The organism is Pseudactinotalea sp. (genome assembly GCF_048594945.1).
Taxonomy (GTDB): Bacteria; Actinomycetota; Actinomycetes; order Actinomycetales; family Beutenbergiaceae; genus Pseudactinotalea.
Genome location: NZ_JBMDXJ010000515.1, coordinates 1 through 7946, shown reverse-complemented (window position 1 = coordinate 7946; position 7946 = coordinate 1). Strand labels below are relative to the sequence as shown.

General features: G+C 71.5%; 7 protein-coding genes. 4 read left to right on the top strand and 3 right to left on the bottom strand.

What is annotated here, in order from left to right; translation table 11 throughout:
- Nucleotides 1-185 precede the first annotated feature (185 nt).
- On the top strand, nt 186-1364 hold the full coding sequence (locus ACOJSN_RS23270; protein ID WP_420114865.1) for a sensor histidine kinase: 1179 nt from the start codon (nt 186-188) through the stop codon (nt 1362-1364).
- Nucleotides 1361-2014, top strand: a complete 654-nt coding sequence (locus ACOJSN_RS23265; RefSeq protein ID WP_420114864.1) for a response regulator — start codon at nt 1361-1363, stop codon at nt 2012-2014. The genes ACOJSN_RS23270 and ACOJSN_RS23265 overlap by 4 nt, the downstream gene beginning before the upstream one ends.
- Before the next feature lie 22 nt (nt 2015-2036).
- Here the strand turns inward: ACOJSN_RS23265 and ACOJSN_RS23260 are convergent, their stop codons facing one another.
- The gene (locus ACOJSN_RS23260; protein ID WP_420114863.1) at nt 2037-2813 is read right to left on the bottom strand and encodes a glycerophosphodiester phosphodiesterase; all 777 of its coding nucleotides are present in this window, start codon (nt 2811-2813) and stop codon (nt 2037-2039) included.
- Between the two features lie 73 nt (nt 2814-2886).
- Nucleotides 2887-5874 carry a glycoside hydrolase family 2 TIM barrel-domain containing protein gene (locus ACOJSN_RS23255; protein WP_420114862.1) on the bottom strand — a complete coding sequence of 996 codons (2988 nt, stop codon included), beginning with the start codon at nt 5872-5874 and terminating at the stop codon, nt 2887-2889.
- Nucleotides 5875-6047: 173 nt separating this feature from the next.
- On the opposite strand from ACOJSN_RS23255, the gene ACOJSN_RS23250 reads away from it, so the two are divergent.
- Together ACOJSN_RS23250 and ACOJSN_RS23245 are read left to right on the top strand one after the other, a co-directional pair.
- Entirely contained in the window at nt 6048-7331 is a 1284-nt protein-coding gene (locus tag ACOJSN_RS23250) for an amidohydrolase (RefSeq protein WP_420114861.1), read from the top strand.
- Nucleotides 7324-7545, top strand: a complete 222-nt coding sequence (locus tag ACOJSN_RS23245) for a hypothetical protein (RefSeq protein WP_420114860.1) — start codon at nt 7324-7326, stop codon at nt 7543-7545. The genes ACOJSN_RS23250 and ACOJSN_RS23245 overlap by 8 nt, the downstream gene beginning before the upstream one ends.
- A 189-nt stretch (nt 7546-7734) precedes the next feature.
- Here ACOJSN_RS23245 and ACOJSN_RS23240 read toward each other — a convergent pair.
- Nucleotides 7735-7946: hypothetical protein (locus ACOJSN_RS23240; protein ID WP_420114859.1), on the bottom strand; the 212-nt coding region annotated here is incomplete at its 5' end.

The window sequence follows — 7946 nt, the reverse complement described above, 5'->3', positions numbered from 1 at the left end:
ACACACGTGAACGAGCGAGCTGGTGTGACCCTGTGCGGGCTTCTGTGACCATGCCTCCACGGTCGCGGCGGCGGCCGCGGCGGTCATCCGCCCCGGTGCGACAACGCGACTACGTCGAGCGACGTAGGGCGAGAGCCGCCTACGAACCGATGGCCGCCCGGCTCATCAGCGCCCAAGATGGAGGCGTGGATCAGCGCTGGAAGCCCCGGGACGTGGTGCCGGCCGTGCTGGCAAGTGTGCTGCTCCCGTTCGCGACCCACATGATGCAGCGTTTCGGCGGCCGCTGGAGCGGCGGCGGGCGCTGGGCCGACGACACCCCGGGGTGGATAGACGGCACGGACCGCATGCTCGACGTCTGGGGTATTGCCCTGATCGTGGTGGCCGGTGTGGCGTTGTTGTGGCGGCGCCGATCACCGGTGGCAGCACTGGGCGTCGTGGTCGCGGCGATCACGGCCTATCTCTGGATCGACTACCCGTACGGGCCGCAGATGCTGATCGTCCTGGTCGCGGTGTACTCCATGGCCGCGCACCGGCCGCTACGCATATCGGCGGTAGCCGCCGCGCTCGCCGGACTCGTGCTGATCAGCCACCTCCTCGCGCCGGCCTCGTCCGGACTCGAGTCCGTCTCCGGTCTCGCGGTCGCATGGTTCGTGGTCGCGTTCACGATCGGTGTCGCTGTGCGGACGCTGCGCGAGTCGCGCACGCGCGCACGGCAGGAGGTTCTGCGTCAGCACCTCGACAGCGAGAGGCTGAGCCTGTCGCGCGACGTGCACGACGTCGTGGGCCACGGCCTGGCCGCGATCAACATGCAGGCGAAGGTCGCACTGCGCTCGGTCGACCGTGACGACGACCACGGCCGACGCCGCGTGCGTGAATCACTCGAGGCGATCAGCACCAGCAGCGCGGCTGCGCTGGACGAGCTGCGCGCGGTGCTCGCCCGGATCCCCGGCGACGGCGCAGCGGAGGCACCTCGGCAGCCCAACCCTGGGCTGGCCGACGTCCCGGTGCTCGCCGACCGACTCGAACGCACCGGGCTGCGGATACTCGTCCGCGACGTGGGCGACCCGACCGGACTGCCGCCTGTGCAGGACCTGGCCGCCTACCGCGTCGCGCAAGAAGCCCTGACCAACGCGCTGCGGCACGGCGACGGAACCACCGCCGTCGACGTGGTGATCACCTCCGGTCCGGACGCCGTGGTGCTCGAGGTGAGCAACGGCGTCGGCGAGCGCGGATCCCACGGCGGCGGTCTGGGGATCCCCGGGATGCGGGACCGCGTGGCGGCGGCGGGCGGAACACTCCAGATCGACCCCGGCCCGCCACGGTTCGTGGTGAGAGCCACTTTCCCGACCGAGGAGACCACATGATCTCGGTGCTCGTCGCTGACGACCAGGACATCGTGCGGCGCGGACTGCGCGCGCTGATCGAGGACGAGGACGACCTCGACCTGGTGGGCGAGGCGGCCGACGGGCTCGACGCCGTGGCGTTGGCCCGCCGCCACCGCCCGGACGTGGTGCTGATGGACATCAGGATGCCGGGCGTCGACGGCTTGGAGGCGACGCGCCGGATCGGTGCCGTGTCCGAGCTGTCGCACACCCGCGTCATCGTGCTGACGACCTTCGAGACCGACGCCTACGTGCTCGATGCGCTGCGATACGGCGCGAGCGGCTTCCTCCTCAAGGACGCAGGACCCGACGACATCCTCGACGCGATCCGGCTCGTGCACGAGGGGCAGGCGCTGCTCTCCCCGTCCGTGACGCGCCGCGTGGTGCGCGAGCTGCTGCAGGCGCGCTCCCGCGTGCTCAAGCCGCACCCGCAGCTCGGCGATCTCACCGCCCGCGAGCGCGAGGTGGTCGGGCTCGTGGGCCGCGGCATGTCCAACGACGAGATCGCCGAGGAGCTGGTGCTCAGCCCCGCGACCGCGCGCACCCATGTGAGCCGCGCGATGATCAAGCTCGGCGCGCGCGACCGGGCCCAGCTGGTGGTGTTCGCCTACCAGTCCGGGCTGGTCGACTGACGGATGTGGAGCAGCCTGCGGCTCACCCAGGGTTCGCGATCTCCGACAACCAGGCGCGCAGCTGCGCTGGGTCATCAGCCGTGCCGCCGTCCAGCCCCCACTCGAGCGCGCGCTCGACGTCCTCGCGTGAGCGGATCGGCCAGGCGTGCAGCTCGCGGCCGCTGTCCTTGATCTCGCGCACCACCTGCTGGTCGAGCCCGTCCCACCCGCTGTAGTACGCGCTCGCATCGAGGTCGTCCAGGACCGGCAGGATCGGCTCCGCGGCGTCGTGCCGCGACACGATCAGCCCCCGCGAGATCTGCGGCAGCAGCTCACGCGCCTGGGAGAGTGCGGGCCGCTGGAAGCTGGTGAACACCATCCGCTCGGCGTGCCCGGGATTCGCCCGCAGATAGTCCGCCACGGCCGGCAGGCAGGTCGGGTCCTTGATCTCGACCTGCAGCTGCACGGTGGTCGCCTCGCACGCCTCGGCGAAGGTCAGCACGCTGCGACCGGAGTCGAGCGGGATCTCCTGCAGCTGCGCCAACGTGAGCTCACCGACGGGCGGCAGCCCACGGCCGCGCTCATCACCGGCCACGCGGTCGAGCGTGGCGTCGTGCAGCACGATCACGGCACCATCGGCGGTGCTGCGGATGTCGAGCTCGATCTGGTCGACGCGCGCCTCCTCAGCCAGCGCGTACGAAGCGAGGCTGTTCTCCGGCCGATGCGCCATCGCGCCGCGATGCCCCACCACCACGAACCGCTCGGCTCGCGCCGCGAGCTCCTCCGCCGGCAACCGACCGCCCACGCTCACCCCGCCCACACGGTTCACGCTACCCACGCGCCGGCGTCCACCCGCAGGGGGTTCCCACCTGGTGGACGCCGGATCCGCGCGGTCAGCCCAGGCGCAACCGCACCTGCAAGCTAGCCGGGGCGGGCGTGAGCGTCGCGAAGGGCAGCACGCCCGGTCCGCACGCAGCCGATCCCACGCCGTGCTGGGCGACGTCGAGGTGCAGCCACAGCGCACCGTCGGCCTCGAGCTCGTGCGGGTGGGCCGCGGCGGCGAGCGCCTGGTCGGACCACGGCCGCGCGGTCAGCTCGAGGCCGTCGAGGTCGTCGGCGCCGAGCGTCACCTCGCCGGCGCGCACCTCCAGCGCCCCTGCCGCGAGTCCCAGCGACGCCCGCGAGACACCGCGCCGCGCACCATTCTCCTGCGGGTGCGTGTACCGGGTCTGCAGCTCGTCGACCGTGTGGGCGTACCGGCCGTGAAGCGCGGCCTTGGTGGAGTCGGCGTACGACTCACCCGGCCCCTGCCCGACCCAGTCGACCGCCACGCCACCGGCATCGGGCTGCTGGAGCGCGAGCAGCCAGCCCAGCCGCGGCAGCGGCCCGGCCCAGCGCCCCTCGGGAACCAGGTCGAGCGTGAGGTCGACGACGGTCGGTTCGTTCACGTCGGATCGCCACGCATACCGCACCGCGATCCCGCACTCGCTAGCGGCACCCGCGAGCCGGCCGCTGACCACCAGCGCACCGTCCTCGACCACGGCCGCGTCGAGCCGCTCGTGCAGGCGGCCCAGCCCGGCCCGCTCCCAGAGCAGGGCGTCCTCGCGGCCCGGCCCGTTGCGTGCGCCGTCGTTGTCGGTCGGCGCGCGCCACGCGTCAGCTCTCGAGGTGAGCACTGCGGTCTCGCCGAGCGAGACCAGCCGACCTGCGCCGTCGAACCTCGCAGGCCCGACGGCGTATCCGCCTTCGGTGCTCTCGATCGGTCCCGAGACGGGAGCCAGCGGGGCACGCGCCTGGATCTGGACCTGGCCGGCGCCGAGCTCGGCGGGTGCGTGCGCGCCGGTCTCGAGGTTGCGTGCGCGCACGATCCACCACAGGTCGGCGCTCGGGTCGACCTCGGGTACCTCGATGCCCGCGGCCTCGAGGGTGACGATCGCGGACTCGCCCGGCTCGAGCACGCCCACCGCGTCATCGAGCGAGCCGGAGCCGATCACCTCGCCGTCGGCGACGAGCGTCCACTCCAGGCTCACGTGGTCGGTGCTGCGGAACGCGTACCGGTTGCGGATCTCCAACGTCTCCGCGATTCCCGGCAACCCTTCAACTCGCACCGGCGCGTAGACCGCCGCCATCTCGAGCATGCCCGGCGAGGGCGTGCGGTCGGGCAGCAGCAGGCCGTCGGCGATGAAGGTGCCGTCGTGCAGCTCCTCGCCGAAGTCGCCGCCGTAGCCGAAGTACTCCACACCATCGGCGTCACGCGTGAGGATGCCGTGGTCGATCCACTCCCACACGAAGCCGCCGGCCAGCCGCGGGTACACCTCGAACAGGTCGTCGTAGTCGGTGAAGCCACCCGGGCCGTTGCCCATCGCGTGCACGTACTCGCACTGGATGAAAGGGAGGTTGCGGCGGCGGGCGTCGATCTCCGCGTCGATGGTGTCGTCGCCCTGGTTGCGTTGGAGTGCTCGGTCCTCGCCGCGACCGATCTGCAGCGTCTCCTCCGTGGAGGCATACATGCGGGAGTAGACGTCGGTGTGCTCGCAGGTCCAGTCGCCCTCGTAGTGCAGCGGCCTGCTGTCGTCGAGCTCGCGGATCGCGGCCGCCATCTCGCCGATGTTCGAGCCCGTTCCGGCTTCGTTGCCCAGCGACCACATGATGACGCTCGGGTGGTGGGCGTCGCGGCGCACCATCCGCTGCACCCGGTCCACGAGCACGTCCCGCCACGCCGGGGAGTCGGTGGGGTTGTCGCGCCAGCCGTTCGGCTCGAACCCGTGCGTCTCGAGGTCGTTCTCGTCGATGACATACAGGCCGTGCTCGTCGCACAGGTCGAGGAAGTGCGGGTGCGGCGGGTAGTGGCTGGTCCGGACCGCGTTGACGTGGTGGGTCTTGGCGAGCAGCACGTCGGCGAGCATCGTCTCGCGCGTGACCGCACGCCCGCGGGTGGGCTCGAACTCGTGCCGGTTGACGCCGTACAGCTTGACCGGCGCACCGTTGACCGTGAACACGCCGCCGTCGGTCGCGATCGTGCGGAACCCGACCCGCAGCGTCACCGTCTCGGCATCGGTGCTCACCGTCGCCTCGTAGAGGCGCGGCACCTCTGCGCTCCATGGCTCGACGGCGGTGCTCACCTCCTCGCCCGAGGTGACCTCGAGACCAAGGTCGGGAATGCGGATGACCGGTGCTGCGCCGTCGGATGTCTCGACCTCGGCACAGAACGAACCCTGCCCGGTGAGATGGTCGTACTCGGCGGTGATGCTGACGTGCTCGATCCCGCCGGCGGGGCGGTGCAGCAGCGCGACGTCGCGGAAGATGCCCGAGAGCCACCACTGGTCCTGGTCCTCCACGTACGTGAAGGCCGACCACTGCGTCACCCGTGCGGCCAGCAGGTTCTCGCCGGCCTGCACGTGCTCGGTGACGTCGATCTCGGTGGGCAGGCGGGACCCGTGCGAGGTCGCCACCGGCGTGCCGTTGACGCTCACCTCGAACCAGGAGTCCACGCCCTCGAAGCGCAGCACCACGCGGCCCGAATCGAGCCAGGCCCGCGGCACGTCGACGGTGCGGCGGTACTCGCCGGTGGGGTTCTCGCGCGGCACCCGCGGCGGGTCGACCGGGATCGGGAACAGCACGTTCGTGTACGCAGGCTTGCCGTAGGGCCAGGCGTCGGGAGCGCCGGCGAGCTGCCAGTGGCCCGGGACCGCGAGCGTGTCCCAGTCCGCCCCGCGATCGGCGGGGTCGGCGCCCGTGATCGCCTCGTCGAAGAGGCGGAACCGCCAGTCGCCAGCCAGGTCGAGCCGCTCAGCGGTGCTGGAGCCCTCGGGTTCCTTGAACCGCGGTCCTCGCACCCCTGAAGGCACGACGACGTCGGTGTGGGTCGGGCGCGCGGCCATCGCAATTCTCCTGAGGGTTGAAACAACTCGTCCGCAGGAGCGTAGTCCGTGCCGGCCCCGCGTGTCTGCGCCGCTCAAACGGGCTCGTGGTCGGGCACCTCGATCTGCAGACCTCGGCATAGAGGGTGCGAGAATCCCTCGCCCGTCCTGACCAGGTGGCCTACCGTCGGAGCATGACAACAGCACCGCCGTCGGACGCCGTGGCCGCCGTCCTGGCCGGACTCCCCGCGCTCGACTGGCTCGAGGCCACCTACACCGACTTCCACGCGCACCCTGAGCTCTCGCACGGTGAGACCCGCAGCGCTGCGATCTGCGCCGCCAAGCTGCGCGACCTCGGCTACGAGGTCACCGAGCAGCTCGGCGGCACGGGCGTGGTCGGCATCCTTGAGAACAACCCACCGGACGGCCCCGCTGGACCTGTCGTGATGTTCCGCGCCGACATGGACGGGCTGCCCGTCGCCGAGGACACCGGGCTCCCGTACGCCTCCACCGACACCGGACTGGACCGCCACGGGATCGAGCACCCCACGATGCACGCGTGCGGGCACGACTTCCACATGACGTGGCTGCTCGCGGCCGCCGAGCTCCTGGCCGCGGGGCGGGAGCACTGGTCCGGCACCTTCGTCGCGCTGTTCCAGCCCGCCGAGGAGACCGGCGACGGCGCGATCGCCATGGTCGAGGACGGTCTCGTCGACCGCGTGCCACGCCCCGACGTGGTGCTCGGGCAGCATGTGGGACCTGAACGCGCCGGCAGCGTGCACGTGCGCCCCGGACCCACGATGTCGCGGTCGGAGAACCTGCGGATCGTGGTGCACGGCAAGGGCGGTCACGGCTCGATGCCGCACTACACGATCGACCCGATCGTGGTGGCCGCCAGCCTCGTGATGAACCTGCAGACCGTGGTCTCCCGCACGCTCTCGGGTGCGGAGTTCGGCGTGGTCACCGTGGGCATGCTGCAGGCCGGCACGAAGGCGAACATCATCCCCGCGAGCGCCGAGCTGCACGTCAACATCCGCTCCTATGACGACGCGGTCCACGACCGCATCATCGCGGCGATCCGCCGGATCGCAGTCGGGCAGGCTGCCGCGGCCGGCTGCCCGCGCGAGCCGGAGATCAGCTCTTACGACCAGGTCCCCTTGACCGACAACGACCCCGAGATCGCCGAGCAGGTTCGCGCAGCCCTCGAGGATGCGGGCCAGCCGGTCACCTTCGGTGAGAAGGTCACCGGCAGCGAGGACTTCTCGTGGCTGCCCCGCGCGTGGGACGTGCCGTACGCCTACTGGTTCGTGGGCGGATGGGACGAGGCGGCATACGACGCGCTGCAGGCGGAGAACCGCTTGCTGGAGCTCCCCAGCAACCACTCGCCGTTCTTCGGTCCCACGATGCACCCGACCCTCGAGACCGGGGTGCGCTCCGCCGTCGTCTCCTCTCTCACGTTCCTCGGCCGCCATGAGTGAGCTGCCGCCGGGTCTCGCGGACGACCCGTTCGACTACCAGGTGACCAAGAGCGGGCAGGTGCGGGTGAGCCGGGGCGGCCGTGAGGTCGTGGTGGTCGGCGGGCGCGACGCCGACAGACTCGCCGCGAAGCTCGCGAGCGCCGACGAGGCACAGACCCAGCACCTGCTGGCCCGCGCGACCGGGAACTACCGGCGCGGCAACGAGCGCCGCTGAGGCCGCGCCGATCGCGCGTGGCCGGACACCGGCGCGACCGCGCGCGGTTGCTGGCCCATCGCTGCGACACGACGTGGCGCACACGCCATCGTCACCACCCAGCGGTTCAGGCTCGCCGCCCTGGCTGACCTCGGACTCATGTGACTACCTCCACCGACCAGGAGCCCACCAGCCCGCCTGTGATACGCCTCAGCCGCCGATGAGCCCGAGCGCGGTGAAGGCCTCGGCGATCGCGCCCTCGATGCGGACCGTGACCGAACCGTCGGAACGGTGGGTGACCTGCTGCGAGTGCCCGTCGGCGGCGACGTAGAACACCTCGGGCGTGATCGAACACGTGCACCACGGCGTCGGTGCGTTCGGAGTCGGCCGCCACCGGGTCGTGCCGCATCGGCGGCAGCGCG

Excerpts from the sequence above, each read along its gene's own strand:
- ACOJSN_RS23265 (WP_420114864.1), top strand. The coding sequence starts at position 1,361 with ATGATCTCGGTGCTCGTCGCTGACGACCAGGACATCGTGCGGCGCGGA.
- ACOJSN_RS23255 (WP_420114862.1), bottom strand. The coding sequence starts at position 5,874 with ATGGCCGCGCGCCCGACCCACACCGACGTCGTCGTGCCTTCAGGGGTG.
- ACOJSN_RS23250 (WP_420114861.1), top strand. The coding sequence starts at position 6,048 with ATGACAACAGCACCGCCGTCGGACGCCGTGGCCGCCGTCCTGGCCGGA.
- ACOJSN_RS23245 (WP_420114860.1), top strand. The coding sequence starts at position 7,324 with ATGAGTGAGCTGCCGCCGGGTCTCGCGGACGACCCGTTCGACTACCAG.